The following is a 20,900-nucleotide window of genomic DNA, read 5'->3' as shown; positions in this document are numbered from 1 at the left end:
GTGGCGCGGGCGCTCACTCCTGCAGCGCATGCCACATTTGCTGGTCGCGCTCCGCTGTCCAGATGCGCGGATCGCGGATGCCGCTGGCTTCATCGAAGGCGCGGGTGACGTCAAAGGGCAGGCAATGCTCGTAGATGAAGACGTGGCCGAACTTCGGGTCCATGTTCTTGCGGGTGTGCGTCATGGCCGCTTTCAGGTCATAGCCCTGGGCCACCGCTTCCTGGGCGCTCTGATACAGCGTGGTCACGAAGTCGCGGGTGTAGGCCAGACCGGCGGCAACCCGCTCGGGAGTCATCAGCGCCGGACCGCGCCCCGGAACCAGCTTCTGGAAGTTCATGGCGGCCAATTTGTCCAGCGTCTGCGGCCAGTCGGCCAAATACGCATCGCCGGTGTAGCAGGCGGCCTCGGCTTCCACCAGGTCGCCGGAAAAACAGATCGATTGCGACGGCAGATAAACGATGGTGTCGCCCTTGGTATGGCCACGACCGAGCTGGGCGATTTTGACTTCGAGCTTGCCCAGCCAGAGGGTCATTTCGCCCTTGAAAGTGAGCGTGGGCCAGGTCAGCCCCGGCACGCTTTCCACGGCGCGAAACAAGCGCGGAAAACGGCCGATCTCGGACGCCATATCCTGCTGGCCGCGCTCGACGATCAGCTCATAGGTGTCCTGACTGGCGATGATCTGTTGCAGCCCCTCGTCTTTGTAGCCCGAGGCGCCCAGCACACGCACCGCATGGTAGTGGGTGAGCACCACGTACTTGATCGGCAGGTCGGTGACTTCGCGCACTTTGGCGATCACGCCTTGGGCCATCACCGGGGTGGCGGTGGCGTCGACGATCATCACCGCATCGTCGCCGATGATCACCCCGGTGTTCGGGTCGCCCTCGGCGGTGTAGGCATAGGCGTTGTCAGACAGTTTTTCCCAACTGATGCGCTTTTCTTCCAGGTCTGCCTGGGAGGCGAAAGCCTTGGCTTGCATTCGATGACTCCTCGTAAGCTCAGCGATGGAGGCATCCTAGTTGATGATTTGGCAATGGTCAATAAATTCGCTATTGTCAAATCAATGCGTCGGCAAAACGATGCGCGGCAGCTGTTATGATGCCCGCCGCCCAACCACCCACCCAGTGCAAGAGGCTGATTTGGAAGACGAACGTAATGGCAATCGCGGCGCGGAGCGCCGCGGCATCCAGTCCATCGAAGTAGGCGGTGCACTGCTGCAGGCGCTGGTGCGCCACGGCGCGCCGATGATGCTCAAAGATCTGGCGCGCGCAGCCGGCATGCCGCCGGCCAAAGCGCATCCCTATCTGGTCAGCTTTGGCAAACTTGGCCTGATCGAGCAGGACCCGCTCACCGGGCGTTACGGCCTGGGACCGTTTTCACTGCAAATGGGGCTGACCGCCCTGCATGGGCTGGACCCGCTGCGCGCGGCCACCATCGAGGCGGCGCGGCTGGCCGACGAAATCGAACTCAACGTGGCCATTGCGGTGTGGGGCAATCACGGTCCCACCATTGTGCGCATCGAGGAAAGCAGTAAGCAGATTCATGTGAATATGCGTCCCGGCACGGTCATGACCCCACTGCTGTTGTCGGCCACCGGCCGGGTGTTTGCCACCTTCCTGCCGGCGCGCATCACCCAGCCCATCCTGGAAAAGGAACTGGTCCAGTTTGCCGCCACTCCGCAGGCGGCGTTGCGCCTGTCGCGCCGCCACGTGGACGAGATCGTCGCCGAAGTCCGCCAGCATGGCATGGCACGCGCGGTGGGCCACCCGATTCCCGGCATCAACGCGTTTTCCGCGCCGGTGTTCGACAGCAGCGGCAATCTGGCGCTGGCGATCACCGCCATGGGGCCGGCCGACACCTTCGACCCCGACTGGCAAGGCGAGACTGCGCGCAAGGTCCGCGCCTGCGCCGCGGCCATCTGCCAGCGCCTGGGGCATACCGCGGGGTAGTTTGCCAGCGGCCGGGCGGCTCTGCCCTGCGCTATGTGCGCATGCGCCGCAGCAAATAGATATCCATAATCCAGCCGTGCTGCTGGCGCAATTGCGCGCGCCGGCGCACGATGTCGCCGGCCACGGCCGCCAGCGGCCCGCAGGCGAGCGCCTGCTGCGGCAGACCCAGATAGGCCCCCCACCAGATGTAAAGCGCCTGCGGGTCGAGCGTTTGGAACGCGCAGGCTGCATCGAGCATCACCACCACGGTGTCCGCCTCGCGCGGCCAACCGCGCTCGCGCAGCCGGCGGCCGGTGGTCAAGAGGACCGGTTCGGCCAGTTCGTTGAGTGCAATGCGGTGCGCGGCAGTCAGCGCCTGCACGCTGGTGATGCCCGGCACCACGCGCACTGCCAACGCGCCGCGGCGGGCCTTGACCCGTGCGGCGATTCTCAGGCTGCTGTCATAGAGCGACGGATCGCCCCAGACCAACAGTGCCACCCGGCCACCGGCCGGCAGATGGGTGGCGATTTGATGCAGCCATGCGTCGGCAATGGCGTCATGCCATTGGTTGACCGCCGCCAGGTAATCGCCGTCGGCCGCGCGCACCGGCAAGTCGAATTCAACGATGCGCACCGGGCGGTGCAGCACCCGATCGCAGATCGCGCGGCGTAGGTCGATCAGGTCCGTTTTGTCCTCGCCCTTGCGCGGCAGCAGAATCAGGTCTGCCTCGTTGAGCGCTGCGATGGCAGCCAGGGTCAGATGGTCGGGGTTGCCGGTGCCAATGCCGACCAGGTGAAGCTCCAGCGCTTTGGCCATATCGGCTCAGTCCTCGGGCTGGCCGGCATGGTCCGCCGCGGTGGCCGAGCGCGGACGGAACCGGCGCACATAGTCGGGTGCGTACAGCCGGCTGTCATCGAAACCCTCGGCCGCCAGCGCCCGCCCTACCAGGATCAGCGCCGTACGCTCGATACGGGTATCGACCGCGGCGGCGATGGTGGCCAGCGTGGCGCGTACGATGCGTTGATCCGGCCAGCTTGCCCGCCAGACCACAGCCACCGGGCAGGTGTGGCCATAAATCGGTGCGAGTTCGGCGGCGATCTCGGCTAATTTGTGAATCGACAAATGGATGGCCAGCGTGGCGCCGGTTTGCGCAAACTGCGTCAGGCGCTCGCCCTCGGGCATGGCGCTGGCGCGCCCCGGGGTGCGGGTCAGCACCACCGATTGGGCGATGCCCGGTAAGGTGAGTTCCGCACCCAGACTGGCCGCGGCTGCGGCAAAAGCCGGCACGCCGGGGGTGACCGTGTATGGGATGTCCAGCGCACGCAAACGGCGCAACTGCTCTCCCATGGCCGACCACACCGACAAATCGCCCGAATGCAGGCGGGCCACGTCCAGCCCCTGGGCGTGGGCCTGGGCGCACTCGGCAATGATGTCGTCCAGCGATAACGCTGCGGTATTGACCAGGCGCGCGCCCGGCGGGCAATGGGCCAGCACCGCCTCGGGTATCAGCGAACCGGCATACAGACAGACCGGGCTGGCGGCAATCAGGTCGCGGCCGCGCAAAGTTAGTAGGTCGGGTGCGCCGGGGCCGGCGCCGATGAAATGAACGGTCATGCACACTCTCCGATGGCCATCGCACAGGTGGCTGTGCGGTCAGGGGAAAACTGCCGGAGCACCAAAAGGCGTGCGCCCTTGCCGGCGGCATACAGCGCGGCCGCCTCGGCTACGCTGCCGCAGCCGCGCGCGGCCAGGCAGCGCGGGGAGCGGGTGGGCGTCTGTTGTCGGCGCAATGCGTCCCGATCGACCGCGACGAGCGGTATCTGCAACGCAGCCGCCAGCGGGGCGAGCTGGGCGAGACGGTCGGTCGGCGCGGCCAGGGCGGCCAGTCGGGCGCCGCCGGGCAGCCGCGCACACGCAGCTTGTAAGGCGCCCTGTAAGGCCGCGGGGGTGGCCGCGGCGCGGCAACCAAAGCCCGCCACGATCATCGGCACACGCTCCATTGCACCAGCGGATAGGCCGCCTTCCAGCCGCGTCGGCTGCCCAGCGGGGCCGCTTCGGCGATTTCCACCCGCAATAGTTGACCGCCGTGTGCCGCGTGCCAGCGCGCCAGCACAGACTCCGATTCGAGCGTCACCGCATTGGCCACCAGGCGCGCACCGGGCGACAGTCGTTGCCATACGCACTCCAGCAGCGCCTCCGACAGCCCGCCGCCAATGAACACTGCATCCGGCGCCGGCTGCCCATCCAAGGCAGCGGGCGCGTGCCCGATGACCATCTGCAGGCGGTCGGCGCCCAGCGCCTGCGCATTGCGGCGCGCGCGCTCGGCGCGTACCGGATCGGCTTCGAAGGCGATCGCCTGGTTGGCCGGGTGCGACAGCAGCCATTCGATGCCCACCGATCCCGAGCCGGCGCCGATGTCCCACAAGCGCTCGCCTGGGCGTGGTGCAAGCGCAGACAGGGTGAGCGCACGCAGCGGCCGCTTGGTCAGTTGGCCGTCGTGCTCGAACAGCGCATCCGGCAGCCCCGCAACATGGGGTAGGACCACCGTGTTCGGCGCGCTCGCCGCCTCGATACCGACCGTGACCGGGTGGCGTACATCGTGCAGCGCATAGTCTGCCGCAGTCGTGCGGCGCACCCGTTCATTCGGCCCGCCCAGCGCCTCGAGCACATAGAGGTTGCTGGGACCGAAGCCCAGTGCGTTCAGCCAGGCGGCCAGTTCGCCGACCGCCGCGCCGTCGCGCACCAGCACCAGTGCGCGTACACCGGGTGCCAGCTGCGGCCGCAGGCGCTCAAAAGGTGCAGCGTGTAAGCCCAGGCACAGGCAGTGCTCCAGCGCCCAACCCAGCCGTGCTGCCGCCAGGCTGAATACCGAAAGCGCCGGCAGCGCCGTCCATTCGTGGGGCGCCAGATGGCGGACGATCACGCTGCCTGCGCCAAACCAGAAAGGGTCGCCCGAGGCCAGCATCACCACCGGCCGTCCGCGCAGCGCGAGCACACGTTCGATGCCGCTGGAAAAAGGGCTGGGCCAGACGATGCGCTCGGCGCCGATTTGCGTATCGGCCGATAACAGACCGAGATGGCGGGGCGCGCCAACGATCACCTGGGCCGCGCGCAGGGCCTGCCGGCTTGCGGCCGACAGACCGGCCGTGCCATCCTCACCGATGCCTACGATGGTCAGCCACGGAACATTGCACCGATCATCCATGTCCGCTCATCCTGCTCGAATGCCTAAACTGTTGTTGCTCGGCGGCACCACCGAGGCCAGTGCGCTGGCCAGCGCGCTGGCCGCGCGCGGCATCGACGCCTGTTTCAGTTATGCCGGACGGGTCAAAACGCCGCGCCCCCAGCCGCTGCCGACCCGTGTGGGCGGTTTTGGCGGGGTCGAAGGGCTGGCGCGTTATCTGGTCGATGAACGTATTACCCATCTCATCGATGCCACCCACCCTTTCGCGGCGCAGATCAGTGCCAACGCGGTGGCTGCAGCGCGCATGGCCGGCGTGCCGCTGCTTGCCCTCAGCCGGCCGCCGTGGGTACCGCAGGCGGGTGACCGTTGGCAGCGGGTGCCCGACATCGCTGCCGCGCTGGCAGTGCTGGCGGGTCCGCCGCGGCGCATTTTGCTGGCCTTGGGGCGCCTGCATCTGGCCGAGTTTGCCACCTGTCCGCAGCATCACTATGTGCTGCGTCTGGTCGACCCGCCCGCCCAGCCCATCGCGCTGCCGGATCATCATGTGCTGGTCGACCGTGGCCCGTTCAGCGTGGATGGCGACATCGCCGTGCTTCAGCACCACCGTATCGACCTGGTGGTTTGCAAGAACGCCGGCGGTGAAGGCGCACGCGCCAAGTTGTTGGCCGCCCGCAGCCTGGGTGTGCCGGTGCTGATGATCGAGCGCCCGCTGCTGCCGGCACGCGCCGAAGTGCACACGGTGGAGGCGGTGTTCGACTGGCTGGCTCATACCCCACCTGCGGGGTAAGCCGAACGTGGGGTGTAGAGCAGAGCACCGGCCGGCCGCGGCACCAGACGAGTGAGGCTGGAGCCGACGATGACCAGGGTGCGCATGTCGGCCATATCCGGGCGCGCCTGGCCGAGGGTGACCACCTCGAGCCGCTCTTCCGGGGTGAATACCGCGCGTGCAAACAATACCGGCCGCTCGTCTCCGCAGGCGGTGCGTAAGATTGCCAGCGCCCGCGCAAAACCCTGTGGCCGGGCCTTGGAGCGCGGATTGTAGAGCGCAATGGCAAAGTCGGCCTCGGCCGCCAAGCGCAGCCGGCGTTCGATCAAGGCCCAGGGCTTGAGATTGTCGGACAGGTTGATGGCGCAAAAATCGTGCCCCAGCGGCGCGCCGGCCCGCGCGCTGGCCGCCAGCATTGCGGTGATACCGGGCAGCACCCGTACATCGATCTCCCCCCAGCTTGCCGGGCCGTTTTCCAGCGCCTCGCACACCGCGGCCGCCATGGCGAATACGCCGGGATCGCCGGATGACACTACCACCACTTGCCGGCCTGCGGCGGCAAGCTGCAGGGCCTGACGGGCGCGGGCCAGTTCCTCGCGGTTGTCGGAAGCATGGCGTTGCTGCCCGGCGCGTGGCGGCACGCGGTTCAGGTAGGGCAGATAGCCGACCAGATCGCTGGCCTGCGCCAGTGCAGCACTGACCTGGGGCGTGATCAACTCGGCCGCGCCCGGACCCAGTCCGGCAATGGTCAGCCAGCCCTTCATGGCCGCCGCCCCCGGCCGTGGATCAGTACGATGGAAAAATACGGGCTGGCCCGATCCGCCTCGGTCAGCCGCAACACCCGCTCTTCGGCCATGGTGGCGCACTCCACCAGCCACGCCTCGTGTTCGCGTCCGGCGGCCGCCACCGCGCGGCGCAGCTTGGGCAGGTTGCGGCCCACTTTCATCACCACCAGCGCATCGGCGTCGCGGATACGGCGGGTGAGCGCCTCCTCGGGCAGGGTTGCCACCAGCACGGTGAGCGTGTCATCGCCCCAAGTGATCGGGGTGCCGCTCACCGTCCAGGCGCCCGACATGCCGGTGATGCCCGGCACCACGCTAACCGGCAGCACGCCCCGCAGACGGGCGTAGAGATGCATGAAAGAGCCGTAGAAAAAAGGGTCGCCTTCGCACAGCACGACGACGTTTTCGCCCCCGGCGGCGATATTGCGCAGGCGTGTGCAGCAGTCGGTGTAGAAGGCGGACAGCACTTGGTTGTAGCGCGGGTCATCGAGGGCGATTTCGGTGGTCACCGGGTACTCCATGGCCAACTCGACTGCGTCCGCGCGCAGCATGCCCTCGACGATGCGCCGTGCCCGCCCGGCACGGCCGGCTTTGCGAAAGTAGGCCACATGCCGGGTGCCGCGCACCAGGCGGTCGGCGCGCACGCTGAGCAGATCCTGGGCGCCGGGGCCAAGCCCCACGCCGTAAATGGTGCCGCTGGCGGCGCGTTGCGGCGCAGGATCCGAATGCGTCGCCGGCATCGCGGCGGATTCGACAAATAGGTTCATTCTTTTGTGCTCGCAAGGGCATTGATGGCGGCAACGGTGATTGCGCTGCCGCCCAGACGGCCGTGCACCACGCAACATGGCGCCGGGCGCGCGGCCCACAAGGCGGCTTTGGACTCTACGGCGCCGACGAAACCCACCGGGCAGCCGATGATCGCCGCCGGCCGCGGGCAGTCGGGCGCCTCCAGCATTTCCAGCAAATGAAAAAGCGCGGTCGGCGCATTGCCGATGGCCACCACCGCGCCGGCCAAAAGCGGCCGCCACAAGGTCAGGGCAGCGGCCGAACGGGAGGTGCCCAAGCGCTCGGCGAGCGCCGGCACTGCGGGATCGGTCAACGTGCAAATCACCGGGTTGGCCGCCGGCAGACGGGTCCGGGTAATCCCCTCGGACACCATGCGGGCGTCGCACAAAATGGGCGCGCCACGTGCCAGCGCATCGCGCGCGGCGCCCACGAAACCCGGCGAAAACGCAATGTGTTCGGCCAACTCGACCATGCCGGCGGCGTGAATCATACGCACCGCCACCGGTTCCTCATCGGCCGCAAAGCGTCCGAGCGCGGCCTCGGCGCGAATGGTGGCAAAGGATTGACGGTAAATGGCTGCACCGTCTTTTTCATAAACATAAGGCATCAGCCGATCTCCAGACGGGCAATGATCTCGTTCGCGTCAAGTCCCAGGCAGGACGGCGGGGCGTCCTGCCAGCCAAGGTCGAAGGCGCCGGCGCGGCCGACGATGTTGATCGTGGCGGCGTGCGGATAGGCGCAGCGTTTTGCGCAGCCGGATACATGAATCACCCGTAAAGCGCCGGCGCCCGCTGCGGGAAGGCTGCCTCGGCGCGCAAGCGCCATCAGTTGCAGGGCCAGCGGCCGTGTCGGCACGCTGGCCTGCGGACAGTGCGGTGCGCCGGCGCAGGCTTCGATCTGCCAGCCGGTGGCTGCCAACGGGTCGTGATCCGCTTGCGGTGCCAGTAGCGTCGACCACGCCCCCATGGCAGCCCCCTCGAACAGCACCCGCCGCCATGGTGTGAGCCGCACTGCCTGCGCCCCCGAGGCGCTGACCGCCTGCGCCAGGCGGGCGGCCGCGATCTGGCCAAAGGGCAGGGTGCAGACCACGCCCAGAGGATGTGCGCCCGGCGCCAGCATCGGCCGTGCCGGCGCCGGCGCGTGTTCGCCGCCGGCCCAGGCCGGCAGCGGGGCGCGGTGGCGCGCCATCCGCCCGACCGCTGGCCCGCCGCTGTCGACGAACCAGGTGGCCAGCGCGATCAAAGCACTGACCGCCTGCCCGGCCGCAACCGGTACCCCGCAGGGGCGACCGTCCGCGCGCACAATGAGAGTCCCGTGTGTGTCGCGTTCGATGCGAAAGTCGGCCGCCGCGTGTTGCAGGCAGGGGGCCGGGCCGGCGTCGATGGCAAAGCCGATTTTGGCCGGCAGGGCGGGAAGTTCGGCCAGCCGTTCGACCAGCTCATTGGCCAAGCGCACGTTATCGTCGCCCGGCATCCAGTCCGGCGCGATGAGGATGTTGCGGCGCGCTTCCAGCTCTGCCGAATCGTCCAATAGCCCGAGCGGCTCGAGCTTGTCGAGTAAAGCGCGCCAGGCCGATTCGGCAACGCCGCGCAGTTGCAGATTGGCCCGGCTGGTCAGGTCGATCAGCCCGGCGCCAAAGCGCTCGGCCGCTTCGCAAATGCCTAAGATTTGCGCGCGGGCGAGCCGCGCCAGGCGCGGGCGCAGGCGCACGATCAGACCATCGCCGGAGATCATCGGGCGCAAGGCGCCAGGGCAGCGGCCATGGATACGGGGTGCATCATTGGCCGGCGAGCCGGCCTGCGACGGATGTTGAACACAACTCATGATGGAAAACTCCGGCCAGGCGCGCGCGCATGTTGGCGCACCCGCCCGCTGGCGCGCGGCCCGGTGTCAGCGGGCGCACTCGTACAGACGTTTTTCCAGCGCAATGCTGCCCTTGAGCCGGTTGAGCGCCTTGGCCGCGGCAAGCACCGCCAAGTCGATGAGCGGTTCGAGCAACACCACGCTCATGTAGGCCGCGCCAAAGGTCGCCACCTGTTGCAAGTTGTCGGCGCCGATGCCTTGGCCGTAAAGGGCCCAGAAGGCCACCCAGGCGACGATGCCGCCCTGATAGGTCACCGAGAGCTGCAGCGCTTGGCGGTAGCTGATGTCCACATAAGCGGTGTGGGGCGGGATGATGCGACGGGCCAGCGCAGCGGTGGCAAACAACGGTGCCAGCAAGGTGGTAACGTTGATGCCGTACTGCGGCAGGTCGGCCGGTGCAAACAGCAGGCCCTGCGCCAGCAGCCCGGCGGCAAGCCCGATGGCTGCCGGGGCGACTCCGAACAGCAGCAACAGGGTGGAGCCAAGGATCAGGTGCACCTCCGATACCCCCACCGGGTGGTGCGGCAGTACCTCAAAAAAGCAAAACACCAGCACGCTGGCCAGCGTTGCGCGCAGCGCGAGTGAGGCCGCGCCGTCCTCGGCAACGGTGTCGGCGGCGAGCTTGGCGGTATAGCCCAGCGCAGCGGTGGCGGTGGCGTAGCTGAGCATGATTTTGGCGCCCTCTACGATTCCAGGTTCGATATGCATTGTGCTTCTCCTCGGTTGCAAGGGGTTGATTCAACGGCTGCGCGGGGCAGCCAGCGTACAGGCGGACACGTAGTCCGCATTCCATGCGCGCGCCAGGTGCAGCGCGCGGCCGAGGGCGCGCGGGCCCTCATCGAAATCGATCACGGTAGAGTGGTCGGCATGCTGCGGCGGTGGTGGCAGGTAGGCAAAGCGCACGTCCGACAGTAGCCACAGGGCGATACGTGTGTTTGGCGCGCGGCGCCGGTACTGCGCAAGCACACGGTCGGCAAGCGCCACCGCGGCCGCAGCGGGCGTGGCGCCGCCCGCGGCGATGGCGGCGATCCAGCGCTCGTTGAAGGCAACCGCCTTGCCCGGAGGCTGCAAAAGCAGCGCGCGCTCGCCGGCAAACCCGATGACCGCGAGCGCTTCCCGGCGACGGTACAGCGCTGCGGTCCACGCCAACAGCAGGCCCTTGGCCCGCGCTAAGCGCCCGCCGCGCAGCATCGACGCCGAGCAGTCGAGTAGCAGGCAGTGCAGCGTCAGGCTGCCTGCCGGTGGCGGGCGGTGACGCAGATGGGTGCGGCAAAGCCGCGCCGGGCCCTTGGCGAGCAGGGTGCGCACCCAGTCGATACGCCCTTCGCCGTGGCCGGCCGAGCGCCTTCTGCGGGTGGGGTTGCGCAGGCGTCCGCCAGCGCCCAAGCCGGGCGCCGCCGGACGCCTCAGCGCTTTTTTAGCGATAAGGGCTGCACGTTCTTCACCGTGTCGATAGGCACCGGCTGCGGCGCTAGCGCGCCCCAGTCCTCCGCCTCCGGGGCGGCGGGCGCGGACGGCTGCGCGGGTGCGGGTGCGGTCGGCGGGTAGGTGGCCGCTTTGTCGGCGCTGGGTTCGGCTTGGCGACGGTGGGCGAGCACCAACTCGGCCACGGTGTCGATGTCGGTGGTGTCGATCCGGGCGCGGCCGGCCAGCGCGGCGTGGGCGCGGGCAGCGCGCAGCATCACCAGATCGGCGCGCACGCCTTCGACCTTTGCGGCGTGACAGAGCGCGGCGACCCGTTCATGGTCGCTGTCGGCGAAAGGAATCTGCGCCAGGGTGGCGCGGGCAGCGGCCAGCCGCGCGGCTAGCGCCTGCTGGGCGGGCGCGTGGCGGGCGTAGAAAGCGGCCGGATCGGCGTCGAAGGCCAGGCGGGTGCGCACGATGGCCTGCCGCTCGGCCGGTGACAGCAGGTTGTCCAGGCGCACGAAAAGGCCGAAGCGGTCGAGTAATTGCGGGCGTAGTGCGCCCTCCTCGGGGTTCATCGTACCGATCAGGGTGAAACGCGCCGGGTGGGCGTGGCTGATGGCATCGCGCTCGATGCGGTTGATGCCGCTGGCGCAAACGTCGAGCAGCAGATCGACCAAGCCGTCGGGCAGCAGATTGACTTCGTCCACATACAACACGCCGTCATGGGCGCGCGCCAGGAGTCCGGGCCGGAAGCGCACTTGGCCGCCTTGCAGCGCGGCTTCCAGATCGAGGGTGCCAACCAGTTGCTCCTCGCTGGTCGACAGCGGCAGGTCGACGAACCGCCCGCCCGGCAGCAGCGCCGCCAGCGCGCGCGCGGCGGTGGATTTGGCGGTGCCGCGCGGACCTTCGATCAACACGCCGCCGATCAGCGGATCGACGGTGGCCAGCAACAGGGCGGTTTGCAACTGCGGCTGACCGCACAAGGCGGTAAACGGAAAAGGGGTGTCCAATGTCATCGCTGTTCCAGTTGCTGTTCGGCGGCAAGCAGGTGTTGTTCGACCCGTTCGCGGTAGTCGCCGGGTGCTGCCCACAGGCCGCGGTCCATGGCTTCGAGCAGGCGTTGGCAGATGTCGATCAGCGCATCCGGGTTGTGGCGTTGCAAAAAGTCGCGGGTGTCGGCGTCTTCCAGATAAGCGTCGGTCACGGATGCGTACTGGTCGTCGCGCACCACGCGGGCGGTGGCATCGAAGGCAAACAGGTAATCGACGGTGGCGGCGATTTCGAAGGCGCCTTTGTAACCATGGCGCTTGACCCCGGCGATCCATTTCGGGTTGGTGACGCGGCTGCGCACCACACGGCTGATTTCCTCCGCCAGTGAGCGCACCGTAGGCGATGCCGGATGGCTGTGATCGCCAAAGTAAAGCGCTGGCTGACGGCCCGCGAAATGACGCACCGCGGCCGCCATGCCGCCTTGGAACTGGTAGTAATCGTCGGAGTCGAGCAGATCGTGTTCGCGGTTGTCCTGGTTGTGCATGACCAGGTCGATACCGGCCAGCCGCCGCGCAAAGGCGTCGCGTGCGTCGGTGCCATAATCGTGCTGACCGTAGGCATGGCCGCCCCATTCGAGGTAAGCGCGGGCAAGGTCGGCGTCGGTGTCCCAATGGCCACCGTCGATCAGGCCCTGCAGGCCGGCGCCATAGCTTTGCGGCTTGGCGCCGAACACACGGTGGCCCGCCAGACGGCGCGCGTTTGCCCCATCCAGACCGGTGGCGGCCAGTGCGGCGGCCTCGCGCTCGATGCGCGCGCGGATGGGATTGACTGCCTCGGTTTCGTCGAGCGCGGCCACTGCTTGCACTGCGGCGTCGAACAACCGGATGACGTTGGCAAAGGCATCGCGGAAAAAACCGGACACACGCAGGGTCACGTCGATGCGCGGGCGGCCCAGGAGCGCGGCCGGCACGATCTCGAAGTCGCTCACCCGCTGGCTGCCGTCGGCCCATTTGGGGCGCACGCCGAGCAATGCAAAGGCTTGGGCGATGTCGTCGCCGCCGGTGCGCATGGTGGCCGTGCCCCACACCGACAGGCCGATGGCGCGTGGATAGTCGCCATGCTCTTGCAGGTAGCGTTCGATCAGGCGCTCGGCCGAACGCAGTCCCAAGGTCCAACTGGTCTGGGTGGGTACCGCGCGGGTGTCGATGGAATAGAAGTTGCGCCCGGTGGGCAGCACATCGGGGCGGCCGCGGGTGGGCGCGCCGCTGGGGCCGGCGGGCACGAAGCGGCCGGCCAGTCCGCGCATGAGCTGGCGCAGCTCCTGCTCGCCGCAGGCATCCAGGCGCGGGGCAAGTTCGCTCTGGATGCGGGCGAGCACCGGACGGGTGTGCCGCCAGTCGGTGTCCGCGGTGACGGGTAGCCCCTCGGCCAGTACTTCGAGCGCAAGCAGCTCCAGGCGCTCGCGGGTGTCGCCGGTGGTACGCCAGAGACCGGCGTCCTGTGCGCGCAGCAGCGCCGGACGGGGGCCGCGCCAGGGCGCGCCCCAGTCGGCTGCAAGCGGATCGAAATCCTCGCCCAAGGCCAGATCGGCGGCCAGCGCTTGGGTCAGACCGCGGCGCGCATCGCGGCCGTCGCCCACCGGATGGCGGGCAAGCGCCAGCAGGGTGTCGCGACGCAGGCGGCCTTCGGGCGATACCCCGAAGATATGCAGCCCGTCGCGGATCTGGGCTTCTTTGAGTTCGCACAAATAGGTGTCGGTGCGGTTGAGCAGCCGTTGTTCTTCCTCGGCATTGGTCGGCGCCGGCAGGCCGAGATCGCGGTGCAGGTTGTGGCGCAGGATGTGGTCGAGAATCTGCCGGCGCAGCGCCGTGGCGCGGCGCGGGTCGAGCATCAGCGCCTCGTAGTATTCGTCCACCTGGCGCTCCAGGTCGCGGGTGGGGCCGTAGCTTTCGGCGCGGGTCAAAGGCGGCATCAGGTGATCGACGATGACCGCCTGGGCGCGCCGTTTGGCTTGAGTGCCTTCGCCGGGGTCGTTGACGATGAATGGATACAAGTGCGGCAGGGGTCCGAACACCAGGTCCGGCCAGCATTGCTCGGACAGCGCCACGCTTTTGCCCGGCAGCCACTCCAAGTTGCCGTGCTTGCCCACGTGCACGATGGCGTCGGCCTGCCAGACTTCGCGCAGCCAGAGATAGAAGGCAAGGTAGTGATGAGGCGGCACCAGGTCGGGGTCGTGGTAGCTGGCCAGGGGGTCGAGTTGGTAGCCGCGTGCCGGTTGAATGCCGACAAAGACCCGCCCGCAGCGCAGGCCGGCGAGCATGAAGCGCTGCTGCCGCAGCATCGGATCGGCTTCGGGCGGCCCCCAGCGCTCGACGATGGCAGTACGGTTGGCGGCCGGCAGGCGGTTGAAAAAGCTCAGGTAGTCGGCCAGCGCCAGGCTCTGGTGCGCCGGACGCACCGTCCAGTGCTCGGGGTCGTTGGTGACACCTTGGCGCAAAGCGGCCATCAAGGCGTCGCCGTCAGCGGGGATGGCGTCGACCGCGTAGCCTTCTTCGGCCAGGCGGCGCAGGATGTTGATCACCGAGGCGGGCGTGTCCAGGCCCACACCGTTACCCAGCCGGCCTTCTCGGGTCGGATAGTTGGCCAGCACCAGGGCCAGGCGTTTGTCGGCATTGGGGCGGGTGCGCAGGCGGCACCAGCGTGCGGCCAGTTCGGCAACGAAGGCCATGCGCTGCGGCTCGGCGCGGTAACGCACCACATCGCTCTGGGTGTGGGCGCAATGGTGGTCCAGGTCTTTGAAGCTTACCGCGCGGGTGAGGATGCGCCCGTCGACTTCGGGCAGCGCCACATGCATGGCAATGTCCTGTGGTGCCAGACCGCGGGCGTCAGCCCGCCAGGCCGCCTCGTTGCCGCCAGACAAGATGACCTGCAATACCGGCAGGTCGCCGGCCAGCGCCGAGTCGTCAGACGCCTCCAGCGCCGAGCGGGCAAAGGCGGTGGTGTTGAGAATGAGCGCCGCATCGAGCTCGCTGGCCAGCCGGCGCAGCGTTGCCACGCAGGCCGGGTCCTTCAGCGAGGTCAGCGCAAGCGGCAGCGGGTTCAGGCCGCGCGCGGCAAGCGCCGCACACAGGTGGGCAAAGACGGCGGTGTTGCCGGCTTGCAGATGGGCGCGGTAGAACAACACCAGTACGCATGGGGCGCCGGGGGTCCAGTCGTGTTGCCAGTCTTGGACGCTGCCCAAATCATGCTGCGGGTGGAACACCGCCACCGTGGGCAGTGCGCGCGGCGGCTCCGGGGTGTCCGGATGAGCAAAAAAGCGCGCCCCCAAAAAGCGGTAGAAGTTACGCGCATTGGCCGGGCCGCCTTCGCGCAGGTAGCGCCACAGTGTGCGCGCATCGTCGGCGGCCACCGTGCTCTTCATCAGCAGATTGGTATCTTCGCTGTCGTCGCCGGAGAACATCGCCAGCGCAATGCCGCGCGCGCGGGCCAGTTCGACCACCCGTTCGGTGCCATAGGGCCAGTAGCTCTCGCCGCCCAGGTGGTCGATGACGATCACCCGGGCATGTTGCAGAACCTCGTCCACGTAGAGATCCACCGAGGCCGGTTGGCGCAGATGCAAAAGATTGGCCAGACGCACCGTCGGATAGTCGTGGTCGGGGCAGACGGCGGCCAGCAGCGCCAGCGTGGTGTCGGCGGCGCTCAGCACCACGATGTCGCCCGGCGTCTGCGCAATCCGGGTGACCACGCGGTCGTCGTCGACATATCCGCCCGGTTGGGCGGCCAAAAGATGCATCAGGCAGCCTCGGTCAGCGCTGCGCCCTGCAAGGCCGCAGTCAGTGCCGCCGCGTCCAGATCCTGCCCGATCAGCACCAGGCGGGTGCGGCGTGCCTCGTCGGCGCCCCAGGGGCGGTCGAAATAGCTGTCGAAGCGCCGGCCAACGCCTTGCACCACCAGGCGCATCGGCTTGTCGGCAAGCGCCACGAAGCCCTTGATGCGGTACAGGGTGTGGGTTTGCACCAGCGCCTGGAGGATATCGAGCAGACGCTGGCGATCGACCACTGGCAGCTCGATCGAAATCGACTGAAAGGCGTCATGGTCATGGTCGTGCGGCTCGTCACCGGCGTGATCATGGTGGCTGGTGCGCAGATGGATGTTGTCCTCGGCCGCGGCATGCAGCCCCAGAATCAGATTAAGGTCGATGCGTCCGCGCTCACTGGTCACCACCTTCACCGCGCCGGGCAGCTCGGCGCGGACCCGCGCTTCGACCGCGGCGCGCGTCGCGTCGTCGGTCAGATCGGTCTTGGTCAGCACCACCAGATCGGCGGCCGAGAGCTGGTCTTCGAACAGTTCGCACAGCGGCGAGACATGGTCCAGATTGGGGTCGGCGCGACGCTGGGCGTCCACGGCAGCCGGATCGGCGGCAAACTGTCCAGCGGCCACCGCCGGCACATCCACCACGGTGACCACGGCATCGACGGTGCATGCGTGTTTGATATCCGGCCAGTTGAACGCCTGCACCAGCGGTTTGGGCAAAGCCAGTCCGGAGGTCTCGATCAGGATGTGGTCGATCTGCGCACGGCGCGCAATCAGTTCGCGCATGACCGGGTAGAACTCCTCCTGCACGGTGCAGCACAGGCAGCCGTTGGCCAGTTCAAAAATCTGACCGGCACGCTCGTCGTTGCCGTCATCGCAGCCTATGCCGCAGCCGCGCAAAATTTCGCCATCGATACCCAGTTCGCCGAACTCATTGACGATGACTGCAATGCGCCGTGTGCCGGCATGGGCCAGAATGTGGCGCAGCAGCGTGGTCTTGCCGCTACCCAGAAAGCCGGTGACGATGGTGGCGGGAATCTTGGCTTGGGGAAACATAGGCGACTCCAGTGAAAACGGTGCTCAGGCGGGCGATGCCAGGGGTAGGGCGGCCGGTCGAGCGCTATCCGGTTGGCGGACCCGGCAGATCGTCAAAAGTCGATGCCCGGCTGCGCTTTCACACCGGCCCTGAACGCATGCTTGCGGTCGGCAATCTCACTGACCGTGTCGGCCAGTTCCAGCAGTTCGGGGCGGGCGGCGCGGCCGGTGACGATCACTGTTTGCATGGCAGGACGGCCGGCGATGGCGGCCACCACCTCGGCGGTGTCGAGGTAGTTGTACTTGAGCATGTAGGTCAGCTCATCGAGCAGCACCAGATTCAGCGCCGGGTCGCGCAACATGCGTGCGGCATGGGCCCAGGCCTGATCGGCGGCGCGCTTGTCCGCGTCCCAGTTTTGGGTGTTCCAGGTAAACCCGGTGGCCATGGCGTGGTATTGCACTGCGGCTGCAGCCTGTTGCTGCAAAAAAAGCACTTCGCCGGTGGCCTGGGTGCCTTTGATGAACTGCACCACGCCGGCGCGCTGACCGTGACCCAGCGCCCGGTACAAGGTGCCAAACGCTGAAGTCGTCTTGCCCTTGCCGTTACCGGTGATCAGGATGACGATGCCGCGCTCGTCCTGGGCGCGGGCGATGGCGGCATCGACAACGTCCTTTTTGCGCTGCATGCGCTGGTTGTGGTTGCGCTTTTTGTCTTCGTCCATGGTCGGCGCTCCGAGTGTGCAAAGTGGAAGGGGCCGGATGGGGACGAACGACACACCGCGGACAGGGCCTCGATACGGCAACACTGCACGATGGCTGGCGAGAGGCGGCGCGGCGAGCGCCAGCGAAACCAGTCGGTGAATCGCCCACACCCCGGGGCTCCTACCCAATCGTCGATCCGGCCGGTCTTCTGGCTCGCCATCATCCGGAAGCCGCCGCCTTCCCGGGCATGACGCCCAGTGGCGGGTGAGGCGGTTCCGTCAGGCTTACAGCAGCGGGGGCTGCGCCGGAATGGCAGGCGCGTCGTGCGCCGGCGTCACCGGACTTCCCGTTTCACCCCGGCGCGCGGCTGCACGACGGGGCACCTGATCGATGCAGCACGCAATATACGGTAAGCGCCGGGTGCAAAGCAATTTCCAGTAAGGCCGTGTAGAGAGTTGACAAAAGGCCGTAAGCTCGCCCTGGGGCTGGAGCAGCGCCTCGGTTTACAATGACCGGCCATGCTCCTCAACGACGCGCCACCGTGGACAAAGTCACCGCCCGGCTGGTGGATAAGCTGCTCGGCGATGGGGAAGAGGCAGAGGATCATTCAGCCTCGGTCGTGACTGGGCTTGCCCGTCGATGTCTCGTTTCATGTTTGGATCAATCTGATGACACATTCCTGAAAGTCTTGGCCTGGTGCGAAAAGCGGAGGTCATCGCCGATATCGAGTCTTGGCAGCTCATCCGTCTGACGCGAAACCAGGCAGCATACGGCTACGATACCGATTTCACCGTCATCGTCGCCGTCGAGGACAAGCAATAAGTTTCACTCAATAGTTTTGACTCACCATGCGTCTCGATCCCAATACATGCGCCATCATTCGCGAAGAGGTGACCCGGCATTTCGGCCCGGACTCCGAAGTCCGTCTGTTTGGCTCGCGCGTGCATGACGAACAGCGCGGTGGAGACATCGATCTCTTTATCGAGGCGGTAGGGGATCACGCTACCCTGCTGCGTCAGGAGCTCGCCCTCTTTGCCGCCCTGCAGATGCGCCTGGGAGAGCAGCGCATCGATATCGTCGTCCATCCGAAAGGCGCGCCGCTGCGTCCGATCGACGAGGTGGCCAAACGCGAAGGAATCACGTTATGACGCCGGGAATCGAGCGCCTTCGGGTTACTCTGTCGCTAGTGGAAAAAGAAGCGCATTACCTGCGCGATGTCACGCAGCGCTTGTTTCCGGGTAATGCGCATTGGGATGCGTACCGCTTGCAACAGCATCTTGCCACGCCGGAAGGGATTGATCAGATCGAGTCCTTCGGCGCCAAGTTTGGGCGGCTGCAGGACACCCTGGTGGACAAACTCTTTCCTCGCTATCTCGAGGCGCTGGGTGAACGAAAAGGCCCCGCCATCGACACCCTCAACCGCCTCGCCGCCTTCGGCCTCATCGAAGACAGCGCCGCATGGCTGGCCATGCGACGCCTGCGTAACCGGCTGGTTCATGAATACGTCGAGGACATGAACGAATTGGCTGCCGCACTCAATGTCGCCCGTGAGGCGGTCGACCGACTCCTCGATACCGCAGCCCGACTTCAGGCAGACATCCAGTCCCGCTGGCCTGAAAAAGAAGCATGAAGAAAGCATGAAGCAGCTCGGACGATCCGCCAAGGCTCAACCGATCGATTGCATTCTGGGCAAGAGAATCGTCGCCGGTGGGATGGCACCCATCATGCCGCCCGCACGCAAGGCGTCGTATGCGGCCGTCGCGGTCGCTGCGCGCCGTGCGCCTTGCATCGGGCCATCCTCGCTACGTTTTTCAACGGCCTGCTAGGTGTCTTGGCCGACCTGACGCGAGAGGGCGACGAGAGTCGCTCACCGGCCTCTTGTATTTTCTTAGACGACCGGTCTAATATTTTCCGCATGAAAGCCAACACCACCTTGCGCCGCCGTCCCGGTCGTCCGCCCAAGCGCGTGGCCGGGCAGCTCGAAACCCGCGAGGCGCTGGTGCGTTGTGGTACTGCGGTGTTTACCGAAAAAGGCTTTGCCCAGACGGGCATCGACGAGGTTTTGCGCGCTGTCGGCGTGCCCAAGGGGTCGTTCTATCACTATTTCGACAGCAAAGAAGCTTTCGGGCGCGCGGTCATCGATCAGTACGCCGCTTATTTTGCGCGCAAGCTCGACCGTTGCTTGCTCGATCCTTCGCGTCCGCCTTTGGCGCGTGTGCAGGCGTTTGTGGAAGATGCCTGCGCCGGCATGGCGCGGCACGGGTTTCGCCGTGGCTGCCTGATCGGCAATTTGGGGCAGGAGATGGCGGTATTGCCAGAATCTTTCCGCACCCGCCTGGAGGAGGTGTTTCTGGATTGGCAGGCGCGTCTGGCCGCGTGTTTGCGCGCTGCCCGCCAGTGCGGCGAGATTGCGCCTCAGGCGGACTGTGAGGCGCTGGCGGCTTTTTTCTGGATTGGCTGGGAGGGAGCGGTGTTGCGCGCCAAGCTGGTTCGTAGCGATGCGCCATTGCGTCTGTTTGCTGCCGGTTTTCTGGCTGGGCTGCCGCGCTGATTTTTTTTTCGAGTATTACTAGACGATCGGTCTATAACCAAGCGTAAGGAGGTGCAGGGGATGTTCAAAGCAATTTTGATCGACAACGATGAGGCCGGTTATCGTGCGCAACTGACCGAGCTGGCCGAGGACGCGCTGCCGGAAGGCGAAGTAACCGTGCGGGTCGCTTACTCGACGCTCAACTATAAGGACGGCTTGGCGATCACCGGCAAAAGCCCGGTGGTGCGCAAATTTCCCATGGTTCCGGGTATCGATTTGGCCGGTACGGTGCAAGCCAGCACTCATCCGGACTTTGCGGTGGGCAATGCGGTGCTGCTCAATGGCTGGGGCGTGGGCGAAACCCATTGGGGCGGGCTGGCGCAGCTTGCCCGGCTCAAGGGCGATTGGCTGATTCGGCTGCCAGCGGCCTTCAGCGCCCGTCAGGCGATGGCCATCGGCACCGCCGGCTATACCGCAATGTTGTGCGTGATGGCGCTGGAGCGCCACGGCGTGCGCCCGGAGCAGGGCGAAGTGCTGGTCACTGGCGCCAGCGGCGGGGTGGGCAGCGTGGCGGTGGCACTGCTGGCCAAGCTGGGCTATCGCGTGGTGGCCGCCACCGGCCGGGTGGACGAGGCCGGTTATCTCAAGACTCTGGGCGCGGCAGAGATCATCGACCGTGCCACGCTCAACGCACCCGGCAAACCGTTGGCGCGGGAGCGTTGGGCGGGTGCGATCGACACCGTGGGCAGCCACACGCTGGCCAATGTGTGCGCCAGCACCCGCTACCGTGGCACGGTGGCCGCCTGCGGGCTGGCGCAGGGGATGGACTTTCCGGCAACGGTAGCGCCTTTCATCCTGCGTGGGGTCACGCTCGTGGGCATCGACAGCGTGATGGCGCCGCGCGAAGAGCGTCTGCAAGCCTGGCAGCGCCTGGCCCAGGATCTGGATGTCGCCAAGCTCGAACTAATGACCCGCGAGATCGGCCTGAATGAAGTCATCGACACCGCTGCCTGCCTGCTGGCCGGTCAGGTGCGCGGCCGGGTGGTGGTGGATGTGAACCGCTGAGCCGCGGGCTGTGCGTTGCCACCACCCGTTACAGAGAAAACCCATTGTTAT

22 protein-coding genes and 1 riboswitch are annotated in these 20,900 nt (G+C 66.9%); of the genes, 7 read left to right on the top strand and 15 right to left on the bottom strand.

What is annotated here, in order from left to right; translation table 11 throughout:
• Window positions 1-13: 13 nt before the first annotated feature.
• The gene (locus tag DIE29_RS13990; protein WP_114650179.1) at window positions 14-976 is read right to left on the bottom strand and encodes an MBL fold metallo-hydrolase; all 963 of its coding nucleotides are present in this window, start codon (window positions 974-976) and stop codon (window positions 14-16) included.
• A gap of 160 nt (window positions 977-1,136) precedes the next feature.
• Here DIE29_RS13990 and DIE29_RS13985 point away from each other — a divergent pair, with 160 nt between their 5' ends.
• Window positions 1,137-1,946: an IclR family transcriptional regulator gene (locus DIE29_RS13985; protein ID WP_237269468.1), complete on the top strand. Its 810-nt coding sequence runs from the start codon at window positions 1,137-1,139 to the stop codon at window positions 1,944-1,946.
• Between the two features lie 31 nt (window positions 1,947-1,977).
• Here DIE29_RS13985 and cobF read toward each other — a convergent pair whose 3' ends face one another.
• From cobF to cbiE, 4 genes are read right to left on the bottom strand one after another with little or no spacing between them, the layout of a single operon-like run.
• Window positions 1,978-2,742: a precorrin-6A synthase (deacetylating) gene (cobF, locus tag DIE29_RS13980; RefSeq protein ID WP_114650177.1), complete on the bottom strand. Its 765-nt coding sequence runs from the start codon at window positions 2,740-2,742 to the stop codon at window positions 1,978-1,980.
• A gap of 6 nt (window positions 2,743-2,748) precedes the next feature.
• Window positions 2,749-3,540, bottom strand: a complete 792-nt coding sequence (gene cobM / locus DIE29_RS13975) for a precorrin-4 C(11)-methyltransferase (protein ID WP_114650176.1) — start codon at window positions 3,538-3,540, stop codon at window positions 2,749-2,751.
• Window positions 3,537-3,911, bottom strand: a complete 375-nt coding sequence (locus DIE29_RS13970; RefSeq protein ID WP_114650175.1) for a cobalamin biosynthesis protein — start codon at window positions 3,909-3,911, stop codon at window positions 3,537-3,539. The genes cobM and DIE29_RS13970 overlap by 4 nt, the downstream gene beginning before the upstream one ends.
• Complete coding sequence (gene cbiE / locus DIE29_RS13965) at window positions 3,908-5,131, bottom strand: precorrin-6y C5,15-methyltransferase (decarboxylating) subunit CbiE (RefSeq protein ID WP_102042909.1); 1,224 nt, start codon at window positions 5,129-5,131, stop codon at window positions 3,908-3,910. The genes DIE29_RS13970 and cbiE overlap by 4 nt, the downstream gene beginning before the upstream one ends.
• 19 nt (window positions 5,132-5,150) lie before the next feature.
• Here cbiE and DIE29_RS13960 point away from each other — a divergent pair, with 19 nt between their 5' ends.
• Entirely contained in the window at window positions 5,151-5,897 is a 747-nt protein-coding gene (locus DIE29_RS13960; protein WP_102042908.1) for a cobalt-precorrin-6A reductase, read from the top strand.
• Here the strand turns inward: DIE29_RS13960 and cobJ are convergent.
• The 10 genes from cobJ to cobO form a co-directional block, all read right to left on the bottom strand.
• Window positions 5,876-6,640, bottom strand: coding sequence for a precorrin-3B C(17)-methyltransferase (gene cobJ / locus DIE29_RS13955; RefSeq protein WP_114650174.1), 765 nt, complete (start codon window positions 6,638-6,640; stop codon window positions 5,876-5,878). The genes DIE29_RS13960 and cobJ overlap by 22 nt on opposite strands.
• A complete protein-coding gene (gene cobI, locus DIE29_RS13950; protein ID WP_205409745.1) occupies window positions 6,637-7,425 on the bottom strand; it encodes a precorrin-2 C(20)-methyltransferase in 789 nt (262 codons plus the stop codon). Before cobI ends, cobJ begins: the two co-directional genes overlap by 4 nt.
• The gene (locus DIE29_RS13945; protein WP_102042906.1) at window positions 7,422-8,051 is read right to left on the bottom strand and encodes a precorrin-8X methylmutase; all 630 of its coding nucleotides are present in this window, start codon (window positions 8,049-8,051) and stop codon (window positions 7,422-7,424) included. The genes cobI and DIE29_RS13945 overlap by 4 nt, the downstream gene beginning before the upstream one ends.
• The gene (locus tag DIE29_RS13940; RefSeq protein WP_114650173.1) at window positions 8,051-9,268 is read right to left on the bottom strand and encodes a cobalamin biosynthesis protein CobG; all 1,218 of its coding nucleotides are present in this window, start codon (window positions 9,266-9,268) and stop codon (window positions 8,051-8,053) included. The genes DIE29_RS13945 and DIE29_RS13940 overlap by 1 nt, the downstream gene beginning before the upstream one ends.
• Before the next feature lie 66 nt (window positions 9,269-9,334).
• Window positions 9,335-10,015, bottom strand: coding sequence for an energy-coupling factor ABC transporter permease (locus DIE29_RS13935; RefSeq protein ID WP_102042904.1), 681 nt, complete (start codon window positions 10,013-10,015; stop codon window positions 9,335-9,337).
• A gap of 30 nt (window positions 10,016-10,045) precedes the next feature.
• Window positions 10,046-10,693, bottom strand: a complete 648-nt coding sequence (locus DIE29_RS13930) for a VWA domain-containing protein (protein WP_162860646.1) — start codon at window positions 10,691-10,693, stop codon at window positions 10,046-10,048.
• A 20-nt stretch (window positions 10,694-10,713) separates the two neighbouring features.
• Window positions 10,714-11,730, bottom strand: a complete 1,017-nt coding sequence (locus DIE29_RS13925) for a magnesium chelatase ATPase subunit I (protein WP_102042903.1) — start codon at window positions 11,728-11,730, stop codon at window positions 10,714-10,716.
• Window positions 11,727-15,497 carry a cobaltochelatase subunit CobN gene (gene cobN / locus DIE29_RS13920; protein ID WP_102042902.1) on the bottom strand — a complete coding sequence of 1,257 codons (3,771 nt, stop codon included), beginning with the start codon at window positions 15,495-15,497 and terminating at the stop codon, window positions 11,727-11,729. The genes DIE29_RS13925 and cobN overlap by 4 nt, the downstream gene beginning before the upstream one ends.
• A complete protein-coding gene (cobW, locus tag DIE29_RS13915) occupies window positions 15,497-16,573 on the bottom strand; it encodes a cobalamin biosynthesis protein CobW (protein ID WP_102042901.1) in 1,077 nt (358 codons plus the stop codon). The genes cobN and cobW overlap by 1 nt, the downstream gene beginning before the upstream one ends.
• A gap of 92 nt (window positions 16,574-16,665) precedes the next feature.
• Window positions 16,666-17,274 carry a cob(I)yrinic acid a,c-diamide adenosyltransferase gene (cobO, locus tag DIE29_RS13910; RefSeq protein ID WP_102042900.1) on the bottom strand — a complete coding sequence of 203 codons (609 nt, stop codon included), beginning with the start codon at window positions 17,272-17,274 and terminating at the stop codon, window positions 16,666-16,668.
• 161 nt (window positions 17,275-17,435) lie between these two features.
• A riboswitch (cobalamin riboswitch) is annotated at window positions 17,436-17,656 on the bottom strand.
• 294 nt (window positions 17,657-17,950) lie between these two features.
• On the opposite strand from cobO, the gene DIE29_RS14920 reads away from it, so the two are divergent.
• The 5 genes from DIE29_RS14920 (at window position 17,951) to acuI (ending at window position 20,849) form a co-directional block, all read left to right on the top strand.
• The gene (locus DIE29_RS14920) at window positions 17,951-18,076 is read left to right on the top strand and encodes a hypothetical protein (protein WP_257791344.1); all 126 of its coding nucleotides are present in this window, start codon (window positions 17,951-17,953) and stop codon (window positions 18,074-18,076) included.
• Between the two features lie 26 nt (window positions 18,077-18,102).
• Window positions 18,103-18,402, top strand: a complete 300-nt coding sequence (locus DIE29_RS13905; protein WP_102042899.1) for a nucleotidyltransferase domain-containing protein — start codon at window positions 18,103-18,105, stop codon at window positions 18,400-18,402.
• Window positions 18,399-18,884, top strand: coding sequence for a hypothetical protein (locus DIE29_RS13900; protein WP_114650172.1), 486 nt, complete (start codon window positions 18,399-18,401; stop codon window positions 18,882-18,884). The genes DIE29_RS13905 and DIE29_RS13900 overlap by 4 nt, the downstream gene beginning before the upstream one ends.
• Window positions 18,885-19,169: 285 nt before the next feature.
• The gene (gene acuR / locus DIE29_RS13895) at window positions 19,170-19,805 is read left to right on the top strand and encodes an acrylate utilization transcriptional regulator AcuR (protein ID WP_102042897.1); all 636 of its coding nucleotides are present in this window, start codon (window positions 19,170-19,172) and stop codon (window positions 19,803-19,805) included.
• 60 nt (window positions 19,806-19,865) lie between these two features.
• On the top strand, window positions 19,866-20,849 hold the full coding sequence (acuI, locus tag DIE29_RS13890; protein ID WP_102042896.1) for an acrylyl-CoA reductase (NADPH): 984 nt from the start codon (window positions 19,866-19,868) through the stop codon (window positions 20,847-20,849).
• The last annotated feature ends 51 nt before the right edge of the window (window positions 20,850-20,900 follow it).

Source organism: Pseudothauera hydrothermalis, from assembly GCF_003345255.1.
GTDB classification, from domain to species: domain Bacteria; phylum Pseudomonadota; class Gammaproteobacteria; order Burkholderiales; family Rhodocyclaceae; genus Pseudothauera; species Pseudothauera hydrothermalis.
This window is presented reverse-complemented; position numbering and strand designations above follow the sequence as displayed.

Bases quoted from the DNA above. Each gene is read 5' to 3' on its own strand.
- DIE29_RS13945 (WP_102042906.1), bottom strand. From the start codon at position 8,051: ATGCCTTATGTTTATGAAAAAGACGGTGCAGCCATTTACCGTCAATCC.
- DIE29_RS13905 (WP_102042899.1), top strand. From the start codon at position 18,103: ATGCGTCTCGATCCCAATACATGCGCCATCATTCGCGAAGAGGTGACC.
- cobJ (WP_114650174.1), bottom strand. From the start codon at position 6,640: ATGAAGGGCTGGCTGACCATTGCCGGACTGGGTCCGGGCGCGGCCGAG.
- acuI (WP_102042896.1), top strand. From the start codon at position 19,866: ATGTTCAAAGCAATTTTGATCGACAACGATGAGGCCGGTTATCGTGCG.
- cobN (WP_102042902.1), bottom strand. From the start codon at position 15,497: ATGCATCTTTTGGCCGCCCAACCGGGCGGATATGTCGACGACGACCGC.
- acuR (WP_102042897.1), top strand. From the start codon at position 19,170: ATGAAAGCCAACACCACCTTGCGCCGCCGTCCCGGTCGTCCGCCCAAG.
- DIE29_RS13960 (WP_102042908.1), top strand. From the start codon at position 5,151: ATGCCTAAACTGTTGTTGCTCGGCGGCACCACCGAGGCCAGTGCGCTG.
- DIE29_RS13990 (WP_114650179.1), bottom strand. From the start codon at position 976: ATGCAAGCCAAGGCTTTCGCCTCCCAGGCAGACCTGGAAGAAAAGCGC.
- DIE29_RS13970 (WP_114650175.1), bottom strand. From the start codon at position 3,911: ATGATCGTGGCGGGCTTTGGTTGCCGCGCCGCGGCCACCCCCGCGGCC.
- cobO (WP_102042900.1), bottom strand. From the start codon at position 17,274: ATGGACGAAGACAAAAAGCGCAACCACAACCAGCGCATGCAGCGCAAA.
- cobM (WP_114650176.1), bottom strand. From the start codon at position 3,540: ATGACCGTTCATTTCATCGGCGCCGGCCCCGGCGCACCCGACCTACTA.
- cobF (WP_114650177.1), bottom strand. From the start codon at position 2,742: ATGGCCAAAGCGCTGGAGCTTCACCTGGTCGGCATTGGCACCGGCAAC.
- cobI (WP_205409745.1), bottom strand. From the start codon at position 7,425: ATGAACCTATTTGTCGAATCCGCCGCGATGCCGGCGACGCATTCGGAT.
- DIE29_RS13935 (WP_102042904.1), bottom strand. From the start codon at position 10,015: ATGCATATCGAACCTGGAATCGTAGAGGGCGCCAAAATCATGCTCAGC.
- cbiE (WP_102042909.1), bottom strand. From the start codon at position 5,131: ATGGATGATCGGTGCAATGTTCCGTGGCTGACCATCGTAGGCATCGGT.
- DIE29_RS13900 (WP_114650172.1), top strand. From the start codon at position 18,399: ATGACGCCGGGAATCGAGCGCCTTCGGGTTACTCTGTCGCTAGTGGAA.
- cobW (WP_102042901.1), bottom strand. From the start codon at position 16,573: ATGTTTCCCCAAGCCAAGATTCCCGCCACCATCGTCACCGGCTTTCTG.
- DIE29_RS13925 (WP_102042903.1), bottom strand. From the start codon at position 11,730: ATGACATTGGACACCCCTTTTCCGTTTACCGCCTTGTGCGGTCAGCCG.
- DIE29_RS13940 (WP_114650173.1), bottom strand. From the start codon at position 9,268: ATGAGTTGTGTTCAACATCCGTCGCAGGCCGGCTCGCCGGCCAATGAT.